The organism is Paraburkholderia sp. TE9906, assembly GCF_056279605.1.
Genome location: NZ_JBWCCT010000011.1, coordinates 205,203 through 229,273, shown reverse-complemented (window position 1 = coordinate 229,273; position 24,071 = coordinate 205,203). Strand labels below are relative to the sequence as shown.

Genomic DNA, 24,071 nt, shown 5'->3' with positions numbered 1-24,071 from the left:
GCCACTTCAGCGGGCCTGTTCCGACGTCCATCGAAACGGGGTACAGCGTGTTCGTGCGCGCAGAGCGCCAGGTGCGAACCGGCGTGAACACGACCGGACATATCTTCGGCGCCGCCACACCAACACGCTGCCAACGGCGCCCATCGTCACCTCAAATCACTGAGTCGCGATATCCCCGTGGCCGCTTCCCGCAACGGGAAACTCAGTATCACCAACCTCCGCTTGCCCAACTTCAGCAAGCAACCCCACATCGCGTGCAATCACCTTCGGCAGATGTGTTCGCAAAAACTCCACCCAGGTCCGAGTCTTTGCATCGATGAATTTGCGCGATGGATACAGCGCATAAACATTCATCTTTTGCAGCGTATATTCCGGCAACACTCGCACTAATGAGCCATCACGCAAGCCGGAAATAGCCGAGTAAAGCGGCACCATGCCGATTCCCATGCCTTCGCGAATCGCCACGATCAGCGATTCCGCGATGTTCACCTGCACAGGACCGTTCACCTCCATCGTCTCGCTGCCATGCGGGCCGTCGAGCACCCATTCGTGCGGCGGAAAGGCCGGCGTATGCAGAATCAGACATTCGTGATGCGCCAGATCGGCCGGTTTTTGCGGGGCGCCGTGCGCGCGTACATAGGCGGGCGACGCGCACAGAATGCTGAAAGTCGTCCCCAGTGGCAGTGATACGAGGTCCGAGTTCGGCAGAGTCGACGCTCCGATCACCGCGACATCGGCGCTACCTTCGAAAAGATCTGGCATGCGTTGCGACAACGACAACTCGACGGTCACCTCCGGATAAAGCGCGCGATAGCGCGAAATAGCCGGCAACACGTAATGCTGACCAATGCTCGCGAAGCTATGCATGCGCAATGCGCCAGCCGGGCGCTCGTGCGCACAACTGGCTTCTTCTTCCGCGGTGTCGATATCCGCGAGTATTTGCTGCGAGCGCTTCAGATAGCGCTCGCCGGCCGTGGTCAGCGCGAGCCGTCGCGTCGAACGGTTCAGCAGGCGCGTACGCAGATGTGCCTCGAGTTCAGAGACCGCACGGGACATGGCGCCCGTCGTCGAATTGAGCGACTGCGCGGCTGCGGTAAAGCTACCAGCCTCAACCACGCGCACGAACACTCGCATATTTTGTAACGTATCCATCGATCCTTCTATTTCACGGCAGAAGCCGTATTGTCCGCCTGTCTCGAACCCGCATTGTTGTCCGTTCTGGAAGAGACGTTCCGTGCTGGTGCCCTTAATGCGCACATAGCATGCTCCTAAAATCGGCGCCTTGCCTGCCGGTGTGCGCAGTCTTCGCCGGCGCTTCTTTCAGCGACCAACCGCGGCGCATTGCCTTCAGATGAAACGCCAACATGCGATCAAACCGGCGACGGACTGTTTCCGCTCGTGGAGCATCATGTGGCAAGCGTTTAACCGGCGAACCTTCGGTCCCGCCATTCGCGACTGGGCGAACAGCGATGGCCTGACCTGGCTGCATTTGCTGAAAACAGTCACCGCCGGTTTGCTCGCGCAGGGCATCGCGATGCTGCTCGACCTGCCGCAACCGCGCATCGCGATGACCACGGTGTTCGTGCTGATGCAACCGTTCAGCGGAATGGTACTCGCCAAGAGTTTCTACCGGATCCTCGGGACGGCGGTCGGGACGGTCGCGGCCATCGTGCTTGGTGCGTTGTTCGTCCAGCAACCCGAGTTGTACATGCTCGGCATGATCGGGTGGGTGAGCACGTGCATTGCCGCAGCAGTTCGATATCGGCATTTCAGATGGTACGGTTTTGTGCTCGCGGGTTACACCGCAGCTTTGATTGGCATTCCGAACGTTACCACGCCGGACGCGCTGTTTCTTGCGGCGCTCACACGTGCGGCGGAAGTGGCGGTCGGCATTATCTGCTCGAGTGCGGTGAGTGCACTGATCGTGCCGCAGCGCTCCAGCCTCGCCCTGCGGCACGCCTTGCAGATCCGGTATGCGAATTTTACGGTGTTCGCCGCGCAGGTGCTAGGCTGCGGAATCGAGCGTGGTCAATTTGAGCGCCGCTTTGCGGACATCGTTGATGAAATTGTGGGCTTCGAAGCGACGCGCACATTCGCCGCTTTTGAAGATCCCGCGATGCGTTCCCGCAATCAGCACCTCGGCCGCCTGAACGGCGAATTCATGGATGCATGCGCGCGTTTGCACGCGCTGCATCAACTGCTCAAACGTCTGCGCGCAAATGGATCGGCGCCGACGCTCGCCGCAATCAGGCCGTACTTCGATGAGCTGTCCACGCTGTTGAGACCACAGCTAGAATCAACTCTTGAAGCATCGCGCGTCGCGGCCCGCTTACGCCTCTTCCAGACGACCCTGCCACGCCGCGTTCGCGAAGCGAGACGGTCACTAGAACCTGGGCTCACCGAATCGCTGGCGGACTTCGATACGGCAGCGGAGCTGCTATACCGCTTCGTCGACGAGTGGATTCGCTATTCGGAGACCTACGGGTCGCTGGCGCGGCGCAAGCCGGTCGGCTCGCAGCGCGACTTCAACCGCTATGTGAACCAGACGAACAGCTTCGTCGTCGCGTTTGCGTTTGTTCGCTCCGCGGTGACGATGGCCATCGTCGGCTGGTTCTGGATTGCAACCGACTGGCCGAGCGGCGGCTTTGCCGTGATCGGCGCGGCGCTGGCGTGCGCGCTCACCTCGACCGCGCCGAACGCGGTGAAAATGGCCCTGCAGATGGCGGTCGGCGCCACGTTCGCGACGATGACCGGCTATCTTTTCACGTGCTACGTGTATCCCCACATAGATGGTTTCCCGCTGCTATGCATGGTGCTCACGCCGGTGCTCGCACTAGGCGCGTTCATCGCGACACGCAAGCATGCCGCCGGATACGGCATCGGCTTCTCGGTGTTCTTCTGCCTGCTGGCGGGCCCGGACAATGTCGTCACATATGCGCCGGATCTGCTCATCAACAACGGCATCGCGCTCACTGCGTCGATGCTGCTCGCCGCGATCGTCTTTGCGATGGTTTTTCCCGCCGACATGCCCTGGCTCATCGCGCGGATCATGGGCGACTTGCGTGCGCAAGCGGTGTCCGCCTGCAAGGGCGAATTGCGCGGACTCAGTCAGCGCTTCCAGTCGGGCACGCATGATCTGACCTCGCAATTACGGATGCTCCTGACGCGACGCTCCCGCCGCCGCCGCGATGCATTGCGCTGGATGCTCGCCACGCTCGAAGCCGGTCGCGCCGTGATCGATCTGCGCAACGAAACGGCGCACGCGGGATACGCGCATGCGCTCCATCCCCGTTGGCGCAGCGCGATCGAGCGCACCTGCGATGATCTCGCGCAACTCTTCGAGCGGCCCGGCACGCGCGCGCTCGAACGTGCGCTCACCTCCGTGCGCTCGGCCACGTGGATTGCCCAGGACATGCTGCAAACGGTGCATGCGGATCGCGACAGACGCCACGACCTGCAGCGCATCCTGAGCTGTCTGCACTTCATCCGTACCGCGCTGCTCGACAAGGACGCGCCGTTTCATACGCGTTGAACGCCGCACTTCCACGACTCGCCGGTGCGCGCCGCTTCGCATTGATCCTTCCGCCAACTGGAAGGATGACTTTCGGGCAGGCCGCTTTATCCGCGTAGGTGGCGGCCATATAGTTTCATCACTGCCACGCAGTCACCGTAAGTACCGGAGAACGAAATGAAAGTGTTGAAGATTGTCCTGATTGCCTGCTCCTTGTCCGCCACTGTCGCTCATGCGCAAACTGCGCCCGCGGCACCCACGGCACCTGAGCAACAGGTTGCCCAAGCCGACTCGCCGCGCACCCGCAACGTCGTCGCGCCGAAGCGCAGCACCGCGCCGAAGGCTGGGCGTGACGAGTGCGTCGGTCCCATGAGCTTCTGCAACATCTATTTCGGCAGCTAAACCAGGCGTGCGCCGCTGCAACACCTGAAGTATTTGCAAGACCTGTCGCGAGCACGTCGCACGCGATGAAACACCAGCCCGCGGCGCCGTCCCCTCGAGGCGCCGCGGCGGGTGCGGCAATTCAGCTACTGAGCGAAGCACACAGCAGACGTGCGCACCGGTAGGCTGAATCGATGACTATGGAGAGACTTGGTTTCATGTACGAAGACCGGATTCGTTGTGCCGCGCTGCGCGGAAAGATCACCTCGGCTGCGCAAGCGGCGTTGCTGATTCAGGACGGCATGCGCGTCGGCGCCAGCGGCTTCACGCGCGCAGGCGATGCGAAGGCCGTGCCGGTTGCGCTTGCGCAACGGGCCCGTCAGGAAGGCAAGCCGCTGCGTATCACGTTGATGACGGGCGCCTCGCTCGGTCACGACGTGGACCGCATGCTCACCGAGGCGCACGTGCTCGCACGCCGTCTGCCGTTCCAGGTGGACAAGACCCTGCGCGACGCGATCAATCGCGGCGAAGTCATGTTCGTCGATCAGCATCTGTCCGAAACCGTGGAGATGCTGCGCGCGAATCAGCTCGGCCAACTCGACGTCGCGATTATCGAAGCGGCCGCGATCACCGAGACCGGCGGCATCGTGCCGACTACCTCGGTTGGCAATTCGGCCAGCTTCGCGATTCTCGCCGACAAGGTGATCGTCGAAATCAATCTCGCGCAGCCGCTCGCGCTCGAAGGGCTGCACGACATCTGGATTCCGGGCCGCAGGCCGAACCGTGAGCCCCTGCCCATCGTCCATGCGCACGATCGCATCGGCACGCCGGCCATCGAGATTCCGTTCGAGAAGATTGCGGCGATCGTCATCACCGATATGGCCGACAGTTCGTCGACGGTGCTGCCGGCGGACGAGGAGACCGAGCTGATCGCCGGTCACCTGATTGAATTCTTCCAGCACGAAGTATCGCGCGCTCGCATGCCCAGGCAGTTGCCGCCGTTGCAGGCCGGCATTGGCACTATCGCGAATGCGGTGCTGGCCAGTTTCGTCGATTCGCCCTTCGACGCCTTCGAGATTTACTCAGAAGTACTGCAGGATTCGACCTTCGATCTGATGGACGCAGGCAAGGTGACGTTCGCCTCGGGTGCGTCGATCACGCTGTCGGCCGCGCGTCAGGCGCAGGTATTCGGTGAACTCGAACGTTACCGCGATCGTCTCGTCCTGCGTCCGCAGGAAGTGAGCAATCATCCCGAAGTGATTCGCCGGCTCGGGCTGATCGCGTTGAACACTGCGCTCGAACTGGACATCTACGGCAACGTGAATTCCACCCATGTGGGCGGCACGCACATGATGAACGGCATCGGCGGCTCGGGCGACTTTGCGCGCAACGCGTCGTGCGCGGTTTTCGCCACCAAATCGACCGCGAAGGACGGCCGCATTTCCAGCATCGTGCCGATGGTGCCGCATTGCGATCACAACGAGCACGACGTCGACGTGGTCGTGACGGAGCAGGGGCTCGCCGATCTGCGCGGCCTGGCGCCGCGCGAGCGGGCGACGTTGATCATCGAAAACTGCGCGCATCCGGTGTATCGCGATCTGCTGCGCGACTACTATCGGGACGCGTTGCAAGGAGGAGGGCAGACGCCGCATCGGTTGGACCAGGCTTTCGCCTGGCATACGCGGCTGCGTGACACCGGCTCGATGTTGCCGGTAATGGAAACAGTGCTTTAAAGCAGCGTGGCGTCAGGTGGCGTTCGCCCCTGACGCCTTCGGGTATCGACTGCTGCGCTCAGCTGCCTCGTCGAACCAGCCGGATAAGAAACAATAGAATGACCGCGCCGATCACAGCGGTAATGATCGAACCGATCCAGCCGCCGCCGAGCGAGATATGCAGCACACCGGCGAGCCAGCCGCCGATGAACGCGCCCACAATCCCGACAATGATGTCGACGATCAGGCCGAAACCGCCACCTTTGACCAGCACGCCGGCCAGCCAGCCCGCGATCGCGCCGATGATGAGCCATGCAATGATGCCGTGTTCCATATTCGAGACTCCAAGGTTGAGTGAGAGAAAATCACGCGGCTAGAGCTTAGTCGAAGGTGATGGGACAGTCCATGTTGCGGACGCGGAATTGACATTGTTTGAATCTATTGCCGTGTAAGTGTAGACGATGCGTGCCAACTTGGGGAGCCGGCGAGTCGCGCGTCACTCCGGCGTCGGCTCGGCTTCACGCGCCGTCCAGCTGACGCTGGACACGCTCTTTTCCATGCTCAGGCGGCTAGCCATCTGTTCGAGCTTCGATTGGTCTTTCGGATGCAGCTTGAGCGTCGCCGTCACGCGAATACCGCCGGAATCGCTCTCGACGTCTTCGCTCGTCAGGCTCTGGAACGACAGCGGCGTCGAATACATCGAATTGGAGATGGCGGTGCGAATGTGAATCTCGTCGGCCTCGCGGCAAACCACCGTCAATACGTACTCGCGAATCAGGTCGGCGTTTGAAACCGGCGTTGCATTGATAGTACGGCTAACTTCACGCAGCACCGTATTGGTCAGCAACACGACCGCCGTGCCAGCGAGCGCCGGGCCGTAATGACCCGCACCGCACAACACGCCCACTGCCGCCGAGCACCATAGCGTCGCGGCGGTGTTGATCCCCTGAATCGAGCCTTTGTCGCGCATGATCACGCCGCCGCCCAGAAAGCCGACGCCGGACACCACATACGCGGCGATCTGGGTGACGCCGGCCGTACCGGTGCCGGTCAGCACGCCGAGCGTGACGAACAGGCATGCGCCGCTCGCGACCAGCGTAATGGTACGCAGCCCTGCATTGCGCTGACGTATCTGCCGTTCGAGGCCGATGGCGACGCCGCAGGCGAAAGCGGCAAGGAGCCGCCAGACGAATTCGAGTGTCATCGTTCAGTAAGATTGAAGCGCGGATTCGCGCAGTGTGAATACGACGCGTGACAGCAGCGCGTCACCGGTCATGGACGCGCGTGGATCAGTCGTGACGACGCACGTGAGCCAGGGCTCGCGAAGCGTAAAGGCGTGGAGCATCGGCATGGCAAAGCGCCATGCCGGGTTTCACCGCCGCCAATGCGAGGGTATTGAGCGAAGCGCGCCATCAGGCCAGAAGGCAAGACGGCGGCAGATAAGACTGACGCGGAAATCCTGCCGATCAGGCGAGCGGGAGAAGCGAAGCTCGGGGACGACTGCTACTGTCCAAGATCGTTATTCCGGTTAAAAGAAGTGGGCGCATTTTAGGCGGCGGTGCAAAGTCAAGTCAAGCCGGATCGAACGGGACGGCCGAATCCCATGGCACGTCGTTTCGGAAATTTCCGACGACGTCGGAGAACAATCCTCGCTCAAATACGGACTCCGAATATTGACGGACCCTATCCCGGAAAACAAACTGTCTGAATACTTCGGAACGCGTCGTGCTGTCGCGCTGCTCAAATCAAGTTTGCTTTTCGTCGCTCTTTTTCCTGTTCCGCTTGCGCCATTCATCAGCACGACGTCGTCGCTCTCCCGCTGTTCAGCCCAATCGAGGAATGTATGAAAGTTAAAGCTTCCGGTGTGATTGCCGGCGCGTTGCTTGCGGCCGCTCCGCTGGTGTCGTTCGCCGTGGGCCTGCCCGCACCGTTCGAAGGCCGCAGCCTGTTGCAGGCGGACGGCGTCGTCAAATCGATCGACCAGGCGAAACAGTCGCTGACCGTGCTCGACGCGCAAGGTGGCGAAGGCTCGTTCACCGTCACGGATGTTCGCAACCTCGCGCAACTCCGGCCGGGCAGCAAGGTCCATATCCAGATGATCCGCAATGCAGTGATCCGGGTCACGGACGGCGCGGACGGTAAAGGCAAGCTTGCTCAGGGAACGCCACGCGACACGATGCAGAATGTGACTGCCGAAGTCACAGCGGTGGATCGTTCAGCCGGCGTGCTGGCGCTCAGAGGCGCAAGTGGCTCGGTATTCCATATCCAGAGCCGCACGCCGGCCGCGGTCGCCAATCTGGCGGCGGGCATGCAAGTGTCGGTGACCTACGCGCCGCAAGTGAACGTGGCCGTGGAGCCAGCCCAGTAGCGGTCAACGCCGCCACGTTCGGCCATTCAGATCAGTCCGGCTCGCCGGGCACGAGTCGCAAGCGCGTAATTTCAGAAGGAGCGCCCAGGCGCTTCGGCGGTCCCCAGTAGCCGGTGCCTCGACTCGTGTACACCCACAATCCGTCCAGACGTGCGAGACCGGCCGTGAACGGTTGCTGAAACCGCACGAAGAAATTCCACGGGAAGAACTGGCCGCCGTGCGTATGGCCGGACAACTGCAACGTAAAGCCCGCCGCCGCAGCCGCTTCGGCGGAACGCGGCTGATGGGCGAGCAGCACCTTGATCAGCACGTCGCCGGGCGCGCCTGCGAGCGCCGCGACGGGGTCGCTGCGGTGCAAGGGGTCGTGATGACCCGCCGAATAATCGGTCACACCGGCAATCACTGCGCGTGCGCCGTCGTGATCGACGATCACGTGCTCGTTAAGCAGCACGTTCAATCCCAGCCTGCGGAATTCGTCGATCCACGCATTCGCGCCGGCGTAGTACTCATGGTTGCCCGTCACGAGAAATGTGCCGTGACGCGCGCTGAGCCGTGATAACGGCTGCGTATGTTTGGTCAGTTGCGGCACGCTGCCGTCCACCACGTCGCCGGTCACTGCGATCAGATCCGGCTTCAATCGATTCACCGCGTCGACGATCGCATCCACATAGCGGCCTTTGATAGTCGGGCCGACGTGGATATCGCTGATCTGTACGATCGTGAAGCCGTCGAGCGCCGCGGGCAAATCGTCGATCGGCACCTCGATCGTCACGACTCGCGCCCGGCGACGTGCATTGAACAGACCGATCAGCGTCGAGAGCAGCGCAAGCAACGGCACCGCTGCCGCTGAGCCGGTCCGCCAATGCGCGATCGCGATGGTGTTCGGCCAGATCGCATCCACGGTCAGCAGCGAGGCGAGCGCGAGGTCGCGTGCGAAGGTTAGCACCAGCAGCGACGAGAAGAAGCCCATCGCCAGCAGCCCGACCCATGCGAGCCGGTCACCGAGCGGTTGGCGCTTGATGCTGCGCGCCATCATGCCCAACGGAATCAGGAATATCGACAGCACGAGCCATAACACGCTCAGCCAGCGGCCGGTGGTGTCGATCGGCATGTCTGGAATCAGACGCAAGCCGACGTAGATATGCAGCAGGATGCCAATCAGGATGATGCGAACAAGAAAGGATGAGCGGCGCATAAAGAGGATCAGGGCGGGAAGGGGCCGACACGGAGCAGAAGGGTGGCGGCGAATCGTCGGCGGCGATGCGGTTCGCGGCCGGGCGACCCATTCTACCGGCATGTACCGGCGCTTGCCGGCAGCGCAAAATTAGCGGAAACGACGCGTTCGATCCGGTGCTTGAGGGTGTCCACAGAGTCGTGCATTGCAGCAATTCGCGCGACTCGAGAAAGCGCACCGAAACGCGTTGCGCAACCTAATTAAATGGGCTTTGAATTGTGTTCGCGCGTGGACTATGCTCAAAAGGAACCGGTTCGTTTGACGGTCGCAACGGGGCCGCTGCGGTTCGGTAGCGATGAGTTTGATCGCCGGGAGAGGGCGAGGGGGAGGCACATCATGAAGCTGCTCAGATCGAGCCAACAAATACGCCACGCGCATCATGCGCACCACGTCGGATACGAAGGCAGTCACGTGATGCTGCCGCTCGTCGTCATTTCGCTGATGGCGCTCGGCGTGTACTTCGGCGTGCGCAACATCGACTTCTCCGAGCTCGGCAGGAGCGCGCTATTCGGCGTGGTGATGCTGTGCGTCGCGCTGGGTATCGCGGGACTGTTCGGCGTCGTCGGTGCCTGGTTGCGTTCGACTTCGAATTCGGGTGACGACGACGCCGACGAGGGCTTCTGCTTTATCGGCGCGTTGATCGGCACCGTGGTGTTCTACGTGGCGCTGCTCACCTGAAAACAAGTTGGACGCGCGCGCGGACCGCTCGCCGCGCGTCGGACAGCGTCAGGCAACGTCACACAATCCGGGCGGCTTCGTCGAACGAGAAGCGCGGGCTGCGCGCAAACAGTTTCGACGGGTCGCCGTAACCGAGATTGATGAGAAAGTTCGCCTTCACGGTTGTGCCGGTAAAGAACGCTTCGTCGACTTTGGCCGCGTCGAAGCCCGACATCGGGCCGGCGTCCAGACCGAGCGCGCGGGCGGCGAGAATCAGGTAGCCGCCTTGCAGCGTCGAATTGCGAAATGCCGTATCCGCGATCGCGCGCTCATTGCCGGCGAACCAGTTGCGCGCGTCCGCATGCGGAAACAGTTTCGGCAGCTGCTCGTAGAACGCCATATCCATCCCGACGATTACCGTGACCGGCGCGGCCATCGTCTTGTCGAGATTGCCCGCGGACAACGCCGGACGCAGCTTTTCCTTACCTTGCGCCGTCTTGACGAAGACGAACCGGGCCGGGCTCGAATTGGCCGAGGTCGGGCCGAGCAGCGTCAGTTCGATCAGTTGCCTGAGGAGGGCGTCGTCGATGGGTTTCGGCAGCCAGCCGTTATGCGTGCGCGCCTCACGAAAGAGTTGATCGAGCGCCTGATCGGAAAGAGTCATGATGAAGGTTCGTTGAAAATAGAAATGAAAGACGGCGTGATTGACTGGAATGACAGCGCAACGCGCCGGGGCGAGCGTATGCGTCATTGCCACCATAATAGCCAGGGTTTTCACCCGCGCAGGGTTTTGCTCGCGCAATCGCACACAGGTATTCAGGTAACGGTATGAGCGATCTTTTCGACGACCTGCCGACGCCCGACGTCGACTGGTATCCCGATTGGCTCACGCCTGCCACGGCGGGGCAGGCGTTGACGCAGCTGATCGACGAAGTGCAGTGGCGTCAGGACACGATGGGCACGCCCGCGGGCCGTGTCGCGCTGCCGCGTCTGACCGCGTGGCAGGGCGAGCCGGATGCGGTGTACGTCTATTCGGGGATTCGCAACGTGCCGCAGCCGTGGACGCCGGCCGTCGCGCAACTGAAGGCGGCCGCTGAGGCAGTCTGCGGCATGCCTTTCAACAGTGTGCTGCTCAACCGCTATCGCAGCGGCGCCGACAGCATGGGCTGGCATGCGGACCGCGAACCCGAGTTGGGCCCCCGGCCCATGATCGCGTCGGTCAGCCTGGGCGTCGCGCGCACTTTCGATTTGCGGCACAACAGGACAGGCGTCGTGCAGTCGTTTTCGCTGAAGGGCGGCAGCCTGCTCGTGATGAAGGGCAACACCCAGGCGCAGTGGCGGCATCGGGTGCCGAAGGAGCCGCGCGTGACCGGCGAGCGCATCAATCTGACGTTCCGCTGGGTCACGCCGAAAGTGGCCGCGCGCTAGTTCGTCCGCCAATTCGCCTGACGATCCGCTCTCATGTGCCCAGCGCAAGCCAATCGCGCACGCGATACCAGAATTGATATCGCCGGTGCGAATCATATGATTGGACGGTTAACGCGCCGCACAGTACGCTACATCACGATCCACGCACCGTGAGGGCCGCGAGGGCTGGGCAGGTTCGCTGGGTCGTCTACACAACAACATCAGGAGACAGTCATGGCGAATACACGACGTGCCGCGTGTCGTGCGTTGGGCGCGCTCGCACTTTCCGCAGGCATCGGCGCGCTGACGCTGACCGCGCCCGGCGCTTATGCGCAGGACAAACAGATTACCCTCGGTTTCGCGCAAGTCGGCGCGGAAAGCGCATGGCGAACCGCCAACACCGAGTCGGTCAAATCCGCCGCAGCGGACGCGAAGATCAAGCTCAAATTCTCCGATGCGCAGCAGAAGCAGGAAAACCAGATCAAGGCGATCCGCTCGTATATTGCGCAGAAAGTCGATGTGATCGCATTCTCGCCGGTCGTCGAATCCGGCTGGGAGCCGGTGCTGCGCGAAGCCAAGGCCGCGAAAATTCCGGTGATTCTCACCGACCGTAACATCGACGTCAAAGACACGTCGCTGTACGTGACGATGATCGGCTCCGACTTCCTGGAAGAAGGCCGGCGCGGCGGTCATTGGCTCGAAGAGCACTATAAAGGCAGTCAAGGCCCCGTCAACATCGCCGAACTTCAGGGAACGGTCGGCTCGGCGCCTGCCAATGACCGGCACTCCGGTCTGATGGAAGTGATCAAGAACGACCCCAAATTTAAGATCATCGCGTCGCAAAGCGGCGACTTCACGCTGGCCGGCGGCAAGCAGGTCATGGAAGCGTTTATTAAAACTTATGGAAATAAAATAAATGTAGTTTATGCGCATAACGACGACATGGCGCTCGGCGCCATCCAGGCGATGGAAGAGGCCGGTATGCATCCGGGCAAGGACGTCGTCGTCGTGTCGTTCGACGCAACCAAGGGCGGCTTCCAGGCGATGGCCGCAGGCAAGATGAATGTCGACGTGGAGTGCAGCCCGCTGCTGGGGCCGCAACTGATGTCGGCGGTGAAGGATGTCGTGGCCGGCAAGCCGCTGCCCAAGCGCATCCTCACGGAAGAGACCGTCTTCCCGATGAGCGTCGCGGCGCAGACTCTGCCGACACGTAAGTACTGAAGCGAAGTACTCAGCTATCCTCATGATGTGCGCCGCGTCGCGGCGCAGAGAAGAGGAGACGCGCAGTACGGATAGATCGAACAGGTTTCTCCAGTGGTGCCTGGCCGCCCGGGCTGCTTCGGCAGCGGGCGGTCTCTTTTCAGACGGACGCTGTTGGAGCCTGCCGAACCCACGCATAGCCGATCGAGCGAGGTCCATGACCCATCCCGCTTCCGAGCCGAATCAGCCGGCTATCGGTGCCCACGGCACCCACGGCGCGAACGGCGCAACAGGCCCCGCGAACGCGCCCGAACCCATCCTGGCCACCGCCGGCGTCAGCAAGACATTCCCCGGCGTGAAGGCGCTGCAAGGAGTCGATTTTCGTCTCTTTCCCGGCGAGGTTCACACGCTGATGGGGCAGAACGGCGCCGGCAAATCCACCTTGATCAACGTGCTCACCGGCGTGGTCGCGCCGGATGCCGGCACGATCCGCCTCGGCGGCGAAGTGGTGGCGTTCGCCTCGCCGCAGGAGGCCGAAGCGGCTGGTGTGCGCACGCTGTATCAGGAAGTGAACCTGTGTCCGAACCTGTCGGTGGCCGAGAACATTTTCGCGGGCCGGCAGCCGAGGCGCTTCGGTGCGATCGACTGGCCCGACATCAAGCGGCGCGCCCAGGCCGCGCTGGCGCGCCTCGACGTGTCGCTCGACGTCACGCGCTCGCTCGACGCGTATCCGATCGCCGTGCAGCAGATGGTGGCGATCGCGCGAGCGCTGTCAGTCGACGCGCGCGTGCTGATTCTCGACGAGCCGACTTCGAGTCTCGACGACAGCGAAGTCGCGCAGCTTTTCAAAATACTTCGGCATCTTAAGCAATCTGGCATCGCGATTCTGTTCGTCACGCATTTCATCGAACAAACCTATGCGATCTCCGACCGCATCACGGTGATGCGCAATGGCGAGCGCGAAGGCGAATACCTTGCGCGCGATCTGCCGGCCGATCAACTGGTCTCGAAGATGGTCGGTCACGAGCGCATGAGCGCGCGGTTGCGTGAAGCCGCGCACGAAGCACAGGCAGCGCAAGCGGCGCACGAGTCCGACGAGAGCGTGCCGGCATCGCAGGGTGCGCAGCCATTCATGGAATTGCGCGGCGTGGGCCGGCGCGGCACGCTGCAGCCGATCGATCTCGACGTTCAGCCCGGCCAGATTCTCGGCCTCGCCGGCCTGCTCGGCTCCGGCCGCACCGAGACCGCGCGCCTGCTGTTCGGCGCGGACCGCGCGGACAGCGGCACGATTCTCGTCGGCGGCAAGGCGGTGCGGCTGCGCTCGCCGCGCGACGCGGTGCGCCACGGCATCGGCTATTGCGCGGAAGACCGCAAGAAAGAGGGCATCGTCGCCGAACTGTCGATCCGCGAAAACATCCTGCTTGCGCTGCAGGCGCGGCGCGGGTGGTGGCGCAAGATCAGCCGGCAGCGCGCGCGCGAACTGGCCGATCTGTGGATCGAGCGGCTCGGCATCAAGGCCTCGGACGCTGAACAGCCGATCGGCCTGCTGTCCGGCGGCAACCAGCAGAAAGCGCTGCTCGCGCGCTGGCTCGCCACCGACCCCAAGCTGCTGATTCTCGACGAACCCACGCGCGGCATCGACGTCGCCGCCAAGTTCGACATCATGGACCGCCTGTTGGCGCTGTGCGCGAACGGTCTGAGCATCCTGTTCATTTCGTCGGAGATCAGCGAGGTGCTGCGCGTGAGCCATCGCGTCGCGGTGCTGCGCGACCGCCGCAAGATCGCCGAAGTCGCCGGCAAGGCGTCGACCGAAGACAACATCTATCGACTCATCGCGGGGAGCGGCGAATGAAGCTATCGAACTGGTTCGCGCGCGACGGCGTCGAACGTCCGTTGATCTGGCCGTGCGTCACGCTCGCGTTGCTGTGCGGCCTGAATCTGTGGGTGAATCCGCATTTCCTGTCGCTGCGCATGCTCGACGGCCATCTGTTCGGCGCGCCGATCGACGTGCTCAATCGCGCCGCGCCGCTCGTGCTCGTCGCGATCGGCATGACGCTGGTGATCGCGACGCGCGGCATCGACATTTCGGTCGGCGCGGTGGTGGCGATCGCCGGTGCCGCCGCGGCCACGATTCTCGCGACGCAGCCCGTGCCGAGCGCGGGGCTGGTCGCGCAGGCGCTCGTGGCGGCGTTGATCGTCGGCGTGTTGAGCGGCATGTGGAACGGCGTGCTGGTGTCCTTTGTCGGCATGCAGCCGATCATCGCCACGTTGATCCTGATGGTTGCCGGCCGTGGCATCGCGCAGTTGCTGACGGCCGGGCAGATCATTCCGATCGGCGCGCCCGGCTATCTGTTCGTGGGCGGCGGTTACTGGCTCGGCGTGCCGTGTTCGGTGTGGATCGCCACGGTGGTCGTGCTGGCGACCGCGGCGCTCGTCGAAGGCACGGCGCTCGGGCTCTTCATTCGCGCGATCGGCGTCAATCCCGTGGCGACGCGTCTGGTCGGCTTGCGCTCCAAGGCGCTCGTGTTCGCGGTGTACGGCTTCTCGGGCTTGACCGCATCGATGGCGGGCATCCTGATCAGCTCGAATGTGCGCAGCGCCGACGGCAATAACGCCGGCCTGCTGCTCGAACTCGACGCGATTCTCGCGGTGACGCTCGGCGGCACGTCGCTGCTCGGCGGACGCTTCAGCTTTGCGGGTACGGTGCTGGGCGCGCTGATCATCCAGACGCTGACGTACACGACGTATTCGATCGGCGTGCCGCCTGAGGCGACGCTCGTCGTCAAAGCGGCCGTGGTGCTCGCGGTCAGCGTGATCCAGTCGCCGGCGGCGCGCGCTCTCGCGATGTCGGCTGGCGCGTCGGTCTTCAAGCAACGCGGGGTGGCACGATGAGACGACTTCTCGATGCCCTGGCGCATGTCGTCGATCCGCGCACGTTGCCGATCGCCGTCACGATCCTGTTGTTCTGCGCGCTGTTCGGCTTCGGCTCGGTGATGTACACCGGCTTCTTCTCATGGCAGGTGCTGCTCGACCTGCTGGTCGACAACGCATTCCTGCTGATCGTCGCGATCGGCATGACGTTCGTGATCGTGTCGGGCGGGATCGATCTGTCGGTGGGCTCGGTCGTCGCGCTGACGACCATTGTCGAGGCGGTCCTGTCCGAACACATGCATCTGTCGGTGTGGGTGATCATCCCGATCGTGCTGCTGATGGGCACCGTGTTCGGCGCGGTGCAGGGCGCGCTGATTCACTTCTTCCGTCTGCAGGCGTTCATCGTCACGCTGGCCGGCATGTTCTTCGCACGCGGCCTGTGCTTTCTGATCACGACGCAATCGATCACGATCACCGATCCGACGTTCCAGAAGATCTCGGCGTTTCGTCTCGACATCGGCATCGGCTCGGTCACGGCGAACGTGCTGATTGCGATGGTGACGCTGCTGGCCGCGATCTTCGTCGCGCATTTCACGCGCTTTGGCCGCAATGTGTATGCGGTGGGCGGCAATCCGCGTTCGGCGCTGCTGATGGGCCTGCCGGTCGCGCATACGAGGATCGGTGTATATGCGCTGAGCGGTTTCTGTTCCGCGCTGGGCGGCGCGGTGTTCACGTTCTATGTGCTCTCGGGCTATGGCTTGCAGGGGCAGGGCATGGAGCTCGACGCGATCGCGGCGACCGTGATCGGCGGGACCTTGCTGACGGGCGGTGTAGGTTATGTGATCGGCTCGCTGTTCGGCGTCGGCATTCTCGGCACGATCCAGACGCTGATCACGTTCGACGGCACGCTCAGTTCGTGGTGGACCCGCATCGTGATCGGTGCGCTGTTGTGCGCGTTCTGTCTGTTGCAACGATTGATCGAGCGGCACGCGAAGTCGGTGCGGCGGCCGGGCGGCACTGCCGCGGTGACGACGCCGGGGCATGGGCACGGACACGCGCATGGCGAAACGTCGGCCACGGCGTCGGATTCGCAGGTGCTTGGCCGAGGGGCGCCGGAGCAGGCGTGATGCGAGGCTGCGCATGCGTGGCCTGACTCAGGCGCTGAGCTGCCTGCCTCTGGTTTCGGGTAGCGTCAGCGCGGCGAGGATCACTACGCCATACGCGACTGCGGTAAATACGGCGATTGCATGGCCGGGCGTGATGGTTCGCGATAGGTGGTCAATCGCGAGTCGATGCACGTTGCGGCCACTCGCATCCTCGACGGACAACGGCCGCAATAAGACACAATGCACCCTCAGCGTCAAGGCGATACGAACGACGCTCAACGCGCGCTTTACTCGTTGCCTTGAAGAACCGGTCCACGATTTTCCCTGCCAATACGACGAACTGCCTGAGGCGGCTGTCCAATGGTGCGCAGGAACGCCCGCCTCATTCGTTCGCGGTCCGAAAAGCCGACCTCGGCCGCGATCACGTCCATCGATAGACGCCCTTTTTCCAGCATCAGCCGCGCGGCTTCCACGCGCAGATGTTCGACCGCCTTGGCCGGTGATTGTCCAGTCTCTGTGCTGAATGCGCGACTGAACTGGCGCGGACTCAGCCCGGCCACGTAAGCCAGTTCGTCGACGGTCAACGCGCTACGCAGATTGGCGCTCGCGTAGTCGATCGCCTTCTGGATTCTGTCGGACTTGGGGTCGAGGTCTAGCAGTGTCGAAAACTGCGACTGGCCGCCCGCGCGCCGGTGGTAGATGACAAGCCTGCGCGCCACCGAGCGCGAGACGTCCGGGCCATGATCCTTCTCGATCATCGCGAGCGCCATGTCGATCGTGGCCGTCATGCCTGCGGACGTCCAAACCGGGCCGTCCACGATGAAAATCTGGTCATCCTCGACGGCGACTTTCGGGAAACGGCGCTGCAGTTCGTGGGCGAAGCGCCAGTGGGTGGTGGCGCGCCTGCCGTCCAGAGCACCCGCTTCCGCAAGGATGAAAGCGCCCGTGCAGGGCGCCGCGATTCGTCTCGACGTCGTGAGCGCGCGCCTGACGAACGCGGTCAAGGGGCTGGAAACCATGTCCAGTTCAACGCCCGAGCCGAACATGACCGTATCGAATGTCGCGTCGCTGAAGGCGACCGTCTCGACGCGGATGCCTGCCGAGGACACGACAAGCCCTCCATGCTCGGACAGCACCGCGACGTCGTAAGCCCGCGCTTCCAGAACCACGTTCGCCAGCTCGAACGCGGTGACCGCCGCCAAGCCCAGCAGATAGAAATTCGGAAATACGACGAAGCCGATCGTGTGCATTGCATGTCCTGTGTCATGTCCTGAATCGCCGGTATATATGACATTTGAGACATGGTCAAGCGCGCTTATCCTTTGACTATGCACCGTTCGAGCAGTCCTTGGCCGACCGGGGCAATGCCGTAGATGTGAGCTTTCCGCCGCGCTGTCACGGCGGCTCCGTGAGGCCACCCCTAATCGCGTTTGAAACAACTTTCGTATGGATCGTCGACTACTGATACTCGCTCTGGGCATGTTCGCGATGGGGACGGACAACTTTGTCGTCGCCGGCATTCTTCCGGACGTCGCGGCATCACTGCATACCTCGGTCAGCTTGGCCGGCCTCATGGTGACTTTTTACGCCTTGACCTATGCGGTCGCGGCGCCCGTCATGGCGGCAGTCGCCGGTGGATGGCCGCGCAAGCTTCTGCTGGTGTCGGCGCTCGGCATTTTCGTCGCCGGCAACGCGATCAGTGCGCTCGCCACCGACTTGCACTGGGTACTGCTGAGCCGGGTGATGGCGGGGTTCGGCGCCGCGCTTTTTTCTCCGACGGCACTAGGCGTTGCCGCCGCGCTTGCAACGCCCGAGAAGCGCGGTCGCGCGCTTTCGACGGTAACGGTCGGCCTCACGGGGGCAACCGCGCTGGGTTCGCCGATCGGTACGTTTATCGGCGGATTCGGAAGTTGGAGAACGACGCTCTGGTTTGTCGCCATGCTCGGCATCGTGGCCATGATCGGCGTCTGGACATTGCTGCCGTCTGTTGCACGGCCGGCGACGGTCAAGCTCAGAGAGCGGCTCGTGCCGGTTCGGGACGTGCGGATCGCGCTCACCTTGCTCACTTCGTTGTTCGCTTTCGGCGGCTTCCTGATGGTCTACACCTATGCGGGGGTGGTCCTTGCACGGGTAACGCACGGCGACGAGCGCATCCTCGCGGGCATGCTGCTCCTGTGGGGCGTGGCGGCAACGGTCGGCAATGTGCTGTCCGGGCGGCTCGTCGATCGCTTCGAGAGTCGTAGCATCATCAACGCCATGCTTTGGCTCGCGATCATCAATTTCGGCGCGCTGCCCTGGACCTCCGCGCATGCACTCAGCGCCTTAACCGCGCTGTGCATCTGGGGAATTTGCGGATGGGGATTGATCGTCCCGCAACAACACCGCCTCGTGCAAATCACGCCGAAGGCAGCGCCGCTTTTACTCGCGCTGAACAACACGGCCACTTACGTAGGCCTCGCGGGCTCCAGCGTGGTCGGTGGCACGGTGCTTCAGTCGCTGGGTGTTCGTTATCTTGGCATCGTTGCGGCAGGTCTCATTGCTCTAGCCTTTATCCTGGCGGAGGCCGCGCATCGTTGCATCGAGCGCCCCGTGTCGGGCATCGGCCAACGGCCGGTCGTGAAACCGAGGCCGTCTGAGTTCTTGCGGCGGCCTGTGTTCTCCGTTGACCGCATGAACAGGCTGGCCCGAACAGTTAAACAAGGAGAGCGAGATGACAAGACGTCTCGACCAAACACAAGTCGCACCGGCAGGCATCAAAGCCTTGGGGAACGTTGATGGATACGCGATGCAACGTGGTCTTTCACCCATTCTCGTCGACCTCGCCTAACTGCGGATTTCACAGACTAACAAGTGCGCCTGCTGTCCGGATATGCACACGCGCGATCTGCTGAGCAATGGGCTGAAGGTGGGAAAGCTGGCGCTGGTGCAAAGCGGTTGCGGACCACATCGCGGTTCACGGCCTGGTTAGCCACTCTCCAACCGCCGCCGGGCCGTCGCCACAAGTCTGTCGAACGAAAGCCCGCTGGCCGCCAGCGCTGCGGCACCCGGGAAATGCTCGCGCGTGATGTCGGTCAATACCTGCCCAGGCGGCGCTTCGATCAGCACGCGCGCGCCCATTTCCTGCATCGCGGTGAGCGCGTCGAACCAGCGCACGGTGTAGCGCATGTTGGTCGCGAGATCGTCTCGGATCGCGTCGGCCGTATACAACGGTCGGCCGCCGCGATTGCCGATATAGGTGCTGCGCGGTGCTTGAAAGGGGACCTGGCTGGCGTAGGCGAGCAGTTCGTCGCTGGCTTGCGCGAGCAACTCGCAATGCGACGGCACGCTCACGGCGAGCCGGGTGGCTTTACGCGCACCCGCGGCCTGCGCGCGGACGATGAATGCGTCCAGCGCGTCGTTTGCACCCGCCACGACGATCTGGCGGGGGGCATTCACATTGCCGATGTAGACGTGTTGCCGGTTCTCATCCGCATGCCGCGCGGCGAGTGTTTCCAGTTGATGCTCAGTCAAACCCGAGATCGCCGCGAGGCTATATCCGGATGGATATGCCGCTTCCATCAGTTCGGCACGTCGCCGCACCATTTTCAACGCGTCAGCGAACCGCACTGCGCCGCAGCTGACCGCTGCCGCATACGCACCGACCGACAGCCCCGCGCTGATCTCCGGCGCGAGCTGTTCGTCAGCCAACGCGCGCGTCACGGCCACGCCCGCGATCGTCAAGCCGACCTGCACGGCAACGGTCGAACGGAGCGCGTCCGGCGTGTCCAGGGTCAACGCGTCGACGCCGAGTACGTGCGAGGCTTCTTCCAGTGTGTCACGCACCGCGCGATGCTGCGGCAAACTGTGCAGGAAGCCATCGGTCTGCGCGCCCTGGCCGGGAAAAAGCAGCGCGAGCATCAGACGGCACCGCTTTGACTTGTGCGAGGGACTGCGTGTGCCCACGGATCGGCAATCAATTGCGGCCCGCTTGCATGGCGTGCAATCACGCGCGCTTTGCCCGCAGCCCACTCGGCCAGCGCGACACCGCCCGCCGGCGTTTCGAGTTGCGCATCGACACGGATGCCGATGCGTTTCGCAAGTGCCTGCAGTTGATCGAGTAACGCGTGGGCGCCGTCTCGCGCGAGCGGTTCGGGTGAGCGAATCAGCAGATCGAGATCGCTCGATTCGCTCACTGTCGGTACGCGCGTGGCCAGTTCAAAACCGGCGCTGCCCGTCGGGCCCCAGACAAAACCCGCCAGCGGACTGCCCGTGTCGCTCAGCAAAAAAGCGAGCGCAGCGAAAGGAGGCAACGTATCGCGACCCATCGGCGGCTCGGTTTGCCCCAAGCTCTCCGGCGAGACCACAGTCACGACATCGGCCGCACGCACCCACGTGCCATAGCGCTGCGCCCGCTCGACACCGCGCACGCCGACCGCCACGAACCCCTCGGCAACCGGCGCGCGTCTGACGACCGCATACGGCGCGCGCTCGAATGCCTCACGGACCCATGCCGGCTCGTCATCGAACACACGCAGTTGCTGCAAACCCAGCAAGTCGTGCGGACGCCACCTCGTATCGCACGACAACGCGTGTTCGGCAACGAACGGCGGTGCCGCGCAGACTCGCATCACACGGCATCCCATTGTTGCGCAAGCCGCCGCCGCACCTCGATCGACGCCGCGCGGTTCTTCTGCGCCGCCGCCGATTCCAGCCGATGCGCGAGCGTGTGCCCGCCGTCGCGTGCGCTGCGAATCTGCGCGCACAACACCTGGCGCACACGCTCGATCTGCGCGGCATCCGGCGCATCCGCATCGACACCCTCGATCAGCTGATCGAGCAGCCCGAGCTTCGCGAACGACGCCATCGAATACGACATCGGGACGATCGTTTCGCCGAGCGCGTCGAGTGCTTCGACCGTGCGGCGCGTGACGCGCGCGGCCGCTTCCTTGCCCATCGCGTGGACCATCGTGCCGGGCGCGTCGAGCGCGACGATGCGGTTGGCCTGATAGCCGTGCGCGAGGAACGCGCCCGACATCGCCGGCCCGACGATCAGCGCGATCACCGGATGACCCGCGTCGCGCGCCGACGCATACGCATCGACGGCGGCCGCGCAGGCTAGATGGATGCCGAGCATTTCCTCGCGATAGCCATACGCCTGGCTCTTCACATCGACGATCGCGACGATCGGCCGGCGCGTGCCGCTCGCGTCGTCCTGCGCGATGGTTTCGCGCACGGCGCGCGCAAGCTGCCAGCCCTGTTCGAGGCCGACCACGTTGTCGGTTGCACGCGGGAAGCGGTTCGCGGGATCGGGCACGACCGTGATGAAGCGCGCGGTTTCGCCGCCGAGCGGCGCATCGCCGCTCCATACCGGCGCCTGACCGGACGGATCGCCGACGAGTGCGTGGAACCAGCGCGCGCCCCGGCTCAATTGAGTGTCGCTCATGCTTGCTCCTTGCGCGCGGCGTGCTGAACATGGGGGTTGTACACGTCACGCATGCTCTGCGGTGTGACGTCGGCCGGGTCGATCTGCGCGAGCCGGTTCAGGAACACGTCGACCTGTTCGCTGCGATGCGCGGCCGGCACGCCGTGCTTGAACGCCGCATGCACGGCGGCGCGCAGCGCATCGGCATCGTCGTCGACCAGGTGATCGGCGAGCGCGCTCGCCGTGCGCTGTTCACCACCGATCAGTTGCCACACGCGACGGCGATCACTGGCATCGAGCTCGTCGATGCCGGCTTCCTGCTCGATCACTTCGGGACCGTTCATACCGAGCCGGCCCTGCTTCGTCACGATCAGATACGAGCACAGCGCCGCTGCGAGCGACATGCCGCCGAAGCAGCCGACCATCCCCGCGATCACGCCGACCACCGGCACGTGCCGGCGCAAAGCGACGATCGCCGCCTGCATCTCCGCGATCACCGCGAGACCCAGGTTCGCCTCCTGCAGCCGCACGCCGCCGGTTTCGAACAGCACGACGGGACGCACGAGCTTGCCGCGCTCGCAGTCGCGCAGCGCCATCTCGAGCGCGGCGGCGATCTTGCTGCCCGACACTTCGCCGATGCTGCCGCCCTGGAACGCGGACTCGATCGCGGCGACGACGGCGGGCTCGCCGTCGATCGTGCCGCGCGCGATCACGCAGCCGTCGTCGGCCTGGCAGACGACGCCTTGCAGTGGCAGCCACGGCGACTCGATCCTGTCGAACGGGCCGAGCAATTCGCGAAAGCTGCCCGCGTCGAGCAGCGAGCGCGCGCGTTCGCGCGCGGGTAATTCGATGAAGCTGTCGCGCAATAGCGGCGCGCAATGGGCGCTTGCACTCGTGTTCATGCGTCGTCTCCTTCTTCAGCGGCTTCGACCGCTTCCGCGAGCCGCAACGCGACCACGCCGGGCGTCGCGCCGAAGTCGTTGATTTCGATTTGCGCGGCGCCGTCGTAGCGGGTGAAGAAACGGTCGAGCACGCTCTTCCAGATGTGGCTGTAGCCGTCGACGCTGGTGCGCACGACCACATGCGCGGCGAGCGAGCCGCTGGGATCGGTGGGCGAGAGCAGCACCTCCAGATCGCCCGAACCCACCACGCCGACATGCGCGCGGGTCGTGACGGCGCGTTGCGCCGGATAGTCGAAGGTCAGATGTTCCATGGGTCTGGGCTCCGGCCGGCGTGGTGGTGCGCCAGCATGTCGAGAAAAAGGGTGGCGGCGAGCAGATCGGCTGCGCCGCCGGGCGATGCGTTGAGCGACAGCAATTCGTGGTCGAGCGCGGCCAGCGCGGCGCGGCCCGCCGGCGTCGAACTGCCGCCGGCTTGCAGCACGCGGCGCGCGCCGTGCTGTCCGGCGTGCAGACCGGGCAAGCCCGCGCGATGCAGCAGGCAGGTGTCGTCGAGCGAGGCCATGATCGCGAGCAAGGCATCGACGCGCGCGGCGTTTTCGTCGATGCCTTTGGCCCGCCCCGCGAGCAGGGCGGGCAGGCCGACATCGATCACGTGCGGGAAGCCGTCTTGCGCTTCGCGGCGAGCGCCGCCGACCTGGTAGCGCTGTCTTGCGCGTTCGCCGTGACTGTCGGAGGGGGCGGCGAAGCGGTCCGGGAAGCAGGCGATTTGCGCGGCGCGCGTGCAGATCGGCGACGCGTCTGGATGCTCAGTATTGCCAGGGGTGGATGGAGCCTCGGACGACAGTGTGGACGCAACCCCGCATCCGCCCATTGTCGCCCCCGCGACCAGCAAACCGACGATCCAGATCGCGCCACGATGCGCGTTGCTACCGCCGGTGGCCCGCAACATGTCCTGCTCGCCGGCGCGGCCGATCTGCGCGAGTTCGGTGCGCAGCAGCGCCGACGGTTCGCCGCGGCGGCGCGCTGTGCGCGCGAGCGCGGCGAAAGTCGGTTCGAGCGCGCGTGCGGAACGCAGCATCGTCACGAGATCCAGGTCGTGATGCGCGCCGCTGCCGCGCCGGTCGACCAGCGCGGGCTTGGGCGTGAGCTGCGCTTCTTCGATCAGCGCGGTGATCGCGTAATAGGCCAGTTGCGCGTCGGACGGCAAGGTGCGGCGCGAATCGGCGCGCGAGGCAGGCACACCCGCGCGAGGCGATGCCGCCTTGCCCTCCAGCGCGGACGATCGCTGCTGCGCGCGCTTCACCCAGGCAGCGGGCGCCAT

Annotated in this window: 23 protein-coding genes and 1 pseudogene; 12 read left to right on the top strand and 12 right to left on the bottom strand. The window is 64.0% G+C overall.

Annotation, left to right across the window (positions count from 1 at the left end):
- Positions 1 to 156: 156 nt before the first annotated feature.
- Positions 157 to 1,152: a LysR family transcriptional regulator gene (locus ACZ9H4_RS27310; protein WP_408146607.1), complete on the bottom strand. Its 996-nt coding sequence runs from the start codon at positions 1,150 to 1,152 to the stop codon at positions 157 to 159.
- 199 nt (positions 1,153 to 1,351) lie between these two features.
- On the opposite strand from ACZ9H4_RS27310, the gene ACZ9H4_RS27305 reads away from it, so the two are divergent.
- The 3 genes from ACZ9H4_RS27305 to ACZ9H4_RS27295 all read left to right on the top strand — a co-directional run bounded on the left by ACZ9H4_RS27305 (position 1,352) and on the right by ACZ9H4_RS27295 (position 5,625).
- Positions 1,352 to 3,532: an FUSC family protein gene (locus ACZ9H4_RS27305; protein WP_476121792.1), complete on the top strand. Its 2,181-nt coding sequence runs from the start codon at positions 1,352 to 1,354 to the stop codon at positions 3,530 to 3,532.
- 156 nt (positions 3,533 to 3,688) lie between these two features.
- Entirely contained in the window at positions 3,689 to 3,913 is a 225-nt protein-coding gene (locus ACZ9H4_RS27300; protein ID WP_408146611.1) for a hypothetical protein, read from the top strand.
- A gap of 197 nt (positions 3,914 to 4,110) precedes the next feature.
- On the top strand, positions 4,111 to 5,625 hold the full coding sequence (locus ACZ9H4_RS27295; protein ID WP_476121804.1) for an acetyl-CoA hydrolase/transferase family protein: 1,515 nt from the start codon (positions 4,111 to 4,113) through the stop codon (positions 5,623 to 5,625).
- A gap of 58 nt (positions 5,626 to 5,683) precedes the next feature.
- On the opposite strand, the gene ACZ9H4_RS27290 is transcribed toward ACZ9H4_RS27295, so the two are convergent.
- Entirely contained in the window at positions 5,684 to 5,938 is a 255-nt protein-coding gene (locus tag ACZ9H4_RS27290) for a GlsB/YeaQ/YmgE family stress response membrane protein (protein WP_084585457.1), read from the bottom strand.
- A gap of 162 nt (positions 5,939 to 6,100) precedes the next feature.
- On the bottom strand, positions 6,101 to 6,808 hold the full coding sequence (locus ACZ9H4_RS27285) for an MgtC/SapB family protein (protein WP_476121789.1): 708 nt from the start codon (positions 6,806 to 6,808) through the stop codon (positions 6,101 to 6,103).
- Between the two features lie 639 nt (positions 6,809 to 7,447).
- On the opposite strand from ACZ9H4_RS27285, the gene ACZ9H4_RS27280 reads away from it, so the two are divergent.
- Positions 7,448 to 7,972 (top strand): hypothetical protein, encoded by a 525-nt coding sequence (locus tag ACZ9H4_RS27280; RefSeq protein WP_476121787.1) that lies wholly within the window; start codon positions 7,448 to 7,450, stop codon positions 7,970 to 7,972.
- Between the two features lie 31 nt (positions 7,973 to 8,003).
- Here the strand turns inward: ACZ9H4_RS27280 and ACZ9H4_RS27275 are convergent, their stop codons facing one another.
- Complete coding sequence (locus tag ACZ9H4_RS27275) at positions 8,004 to 9,167, bottom strand: metallophosphoesterase (RefSeq protein ID WP_476121785.1); 1,164 nt, start codon at positions 9,165 to 9,167, stop codon at positions 8,004 to 8,006.
- Between the two features lie 375 nt (positions 9,168 to 9,542).
- Between ACZ9H4_RS27275 and ACZ9H4_RS27270 the strand changes: the two genes are divergently transcribed.
- Positions 9,543 to 9,884 (top strand): hypothetical protein, encoded by a 342-nt coding sequence (locus ACZ9H4_RS27270; RefSeq protein WP_476121783.1) that lies wholly within the window; start codon positions 9,543 to 9,545, stop codon positions 9,882 to 9,884.
- A 58-nt stretch (positions 9,885 to 9,942) separates the two neighbouring features.
- Here ACZ9H4_RS27270 and ACZ9H4_RS27265 read toward each other — a convergent pair whose 3' ends face one another.
- Positions 9,943 to 10,527, bottom strand: coding sequence for a malonic semialdehyde reductase (locus tag ACZ9H4_RS27265; protein WP_476121781.1), 585 nt, complete (start codon positions 10,525 to 10,527; stop codon positions 9,943 to 9,945).
- 164 nt (positions 10,528 to 10,691) lie between these two features.
- Here ACZ9H4_RS27265 and ACZ9H4_RS27260 point away from each other — a divergent pair, with 164 nt between their 5' ends.
- The 5 genes from ACZ9H4_RS27260 (at position 10,692) to yjfF (ending at position 16,468) form a co-directional block, all read left to right on the top strand.
- Positions 10,692 to 11,291 (top strand): alpha-ketoglutarate-dependent dioxygenase AlkB family protein, encoded by a 600-nt coding sequence (locus ACZ9H4_RS27260; protein ID WP_476121779.1) that lies wholly within the window; start codon positions 10,692 to 10,694, stop codon positions 11,289 to 11,291.
- A gap of 213 nt (positions 11,292 to 11,504) precedes the next feature.
- A complete protein-coding gene (locus ACZ9H4_RS27255; RefSeq protein WP_408146625.1) occupies positions 11,505 to 12,491 on the top strand; it encodes an ABC transporter substrate-binding protein in 987 nt (328 codons plus the stop codon).
- 196 nt (positions 12,492 to 12,687) lie between these two features.
- Positions 12,688 to 14,322, top strand: coding sequence for a sugar ABC transporter ATP-binding protein (locus ACZ9H4_RS27250; RefSeq protein WP_476121777.1), 1,635 nt, complete (start codon positions 12,688 to 12,690; stop codon positions 14,320 to 14,322).
- Positions 14,319 to 15,362, top strand: coding sequence for an ABC transporter permease (locus ACZ9H4_RS27245; protein ID WP_476121775.1), 1,044 nt, complete (start codon positions 14,319 to 14,321; stop codon positions 15,360 to 15,362). Before ACZ9H4_RS27250 ends, ACZ9H4_RS27245 begins: the two co-directional genes overlap by 4 nt.
- Positions 15,359 to 16,468: a galactofuranose ABC transporter, permease protein YjfF gene (gene yjfF / locus ACZ9H4_RS27240; protein ID WP_408146631.1), complete on the top strand. Its 1,110-nt coding sequence runs from the start codon at positions 15,359 to 15,361 to the stop codon at positions 16,466 to 16,468. Before ACZ9H4_RS27245 ends, yjfF begins: the two co-directional genes overlap by 4 nt.
- Positions 16,469 to 16,734: 266 nt before the next feature.
- On the opposite strand, the gene ACZ9H4_RS27235 is transcribed toward yjfF, so the two are convergent.
- Positions 16,735 to 17,697: a GlxA family transcriptional regulator gene (locus ACZ9H4_RS27235; RefSeq protein ID WP_408146793.1), complete on the bottom strand. Its 963-nt coding sequence runs from the start codon at positions 17,695 to 17,697 to the stop codon at positions 16,735 to 16,737.
- 196 nt (positions 17,698 to 17,893) lie between these two features.
- On the opposite strand from ACZ9H4_RS27235, the gene ACZ9H4_RS27230 reads away from it, so the two are divergent.
- Complete coding sequence (locus ACZ9H4_RS27230; RefSeq protein WP_408325700.1) at positions 17,894 to 19,222, top strand: MFS transporter; 1,329 nt, start codon at positions 17,894 to 17,896, stop codon at positions 19,220 to 19,222.
- Positions 19,158 to 19,379: pseudogene (locus tag ACZ9H4_RS27225) on the top strand (carboxymuconolactone decarboxylase family protein); the annotation flags it as partial. The gene ACZ9H4_RS27230 and the pseudogene ACZ9H4_RS27225, both read left to right, overlap by 65 nt.
- 32 nt (positions 19,380 to 19,411) lie before the next feature.
- Here the strand turns inward: ACZ9H4_RS27225 and mdcH are convergent.
- The 6 genes from mdcH to ACZ9H4_RS27195 are packed head-to-tail and all read right to left on the bottom strand — an operon-like array spanning position 19,412 to position 24,071.
- Entirely contained in the window at positions 19,412 to 20,344 is a 933-nt protein-coding gene (mdcH, locus tag ACZ9H4_RS27220; RefSeq protein ID WP_408154815.1) for a malonate decarboxylase subunit epsilon, read from the bottom strand.
- Positions 20,344 to 21,054 carry a malonate decarboxylase holo-ACP synthase gene (locus tag ACZ9H4_RS27215; RefSeq protein WP_476121801.1) on the bottom strand — a complete coding sequence of 237 codons (711 nt, stop codon included), beginning with the start codon at positions 21,052 to 21,054 and terminating at the stop codon, positions 20,344 to 20,346. Before ACZ9H4_RS27215 ends, mdcH begins: the two co-directional genes overlap by 1 nt.
- A complete protein-coding gene (gene mdcE / locus ACZ9H4_RS27210; protein WP_476121771.1) occupies positions 21,054 to 21,869 on the bottom strand; it encodes a biotin-independent malonate decarboxylase subunit gamma in 816 nt (271 codons plus the stop codon). The genes ACZ9H4_RS27215 and mdcE overlap by 1 nt, the downstream gene beginning before the upstream one ends.
- Positions 21,866 to 22,750, bottom strand: a complete 885-nt coding sequence (locus ACZ9H4_RS27205) for a biotin-independent malonate decarboxylase subunit beta (protein WP_408146639.1) — start codon at positions 22,748 to 22,750, stop codon at positions 21,866 to 21,868. The genes mdcE and ACZ9H4_RS27205 overlap by 4 nt, the downstream gene beginning before the upstream one ends.
- The gene (locus ACZ9H4_RS27200; protein ID WP_168664006.1) at positions 22,747 to 23,061 is read right to left on the bottom strand and encodes a malonate decarboxylase subunit delta; all 315 of its coding nucleotides are present in this window, start codon (positions 23,059 to 23,061) and stop codon (positions 22,747 to 22,749) included. Before ACZ9H4_RS27200 ends, ACZ9H4_RS27205 begins: the two co-directional genes overlap by 4 nt.
- Positions 23,049 to 24,071 (bottom strand): triphosphoribosyl-dephospho-CoA synthase, encoded by a 1,023-nt coding sequence (locus ACZ9H4_RS27195; protein WP_476121769.1) that lies wholly within the window; start codon positions 24,069 to 24,071, stop codon positions 23,049 to 23,051. Before ACZ9H4_RS27195 ends, ACZ9H4_RS27200 begins: the two co-directional genes overlap by 13 nt.